Annotated in this window: 1 protein-coding gene; it reads right to left on the bottom strand. The window is 37.6% G+C overall.

Going from position 1 to position 442, the window contains the following annotated elements:
• Positions 1 to 150 precede the first annotated feature (150 nt).
• Positions 151 to 442: 30S ribosomal protein S8e (locus E3E37_RS11090; protein WP_167717404.1), on the bottom strand; the 292-nt coding region annotated here is incomplete at its 5' end.

The raw sequence follows: 442 nt of genomic DNA, 5'->3' as shown, positions 1-442 counted from the left end.
GCTCTCTAAGAAAGTTTATGCTTGCAATAAGAAGGAAGAGCACAAACAAACTAGCTAATATCTTTTCCACACGGGAGTATTCCACTTGTCTACACCTAAGTAAAAATATGTGTTTAAGGGATATAAAGAATTCGCAGAAAAAGAGAGAAATCAGGCACTTTCCTCTTTTATAAGTATTGCGTTTACAATACCCTCTTGGCCAGGTCTTGATGTCACTAAGGCTTTTCCAATTTCTGTTTGGATTATTGCACCTTTTGTGATAATGTTTCTTCTTACGTATTGCCTGTTTGCTGGGTTCTCAACAACGCTGATTATCTTTACTTTCTTGCCTTTTCCATTTTCAAAGACGTTTGCATAGAGTGCCTTAACCAATCTGACCTTTCTGTTACCCCCGTAGGTTCTTATGATCTTTCTTTCTTCCTTATCTTCAACCACCCTTGTA

Source organism: Thermococcus sp. ES12, assembly GCF_012027515.1.
GTDB classification, from domain to species: domain Archaea; phylum Methanobacteriota_B; class Thermococci; order Thermococcales; family Thermococcaceae; genus Thermococcus; species Thermococcus barossii.
The sequence above is the reverse complement of the archived record's forward strand: the minus strand, read 5'-3'. Positions and strand labels throughout refer to the sequence as shown.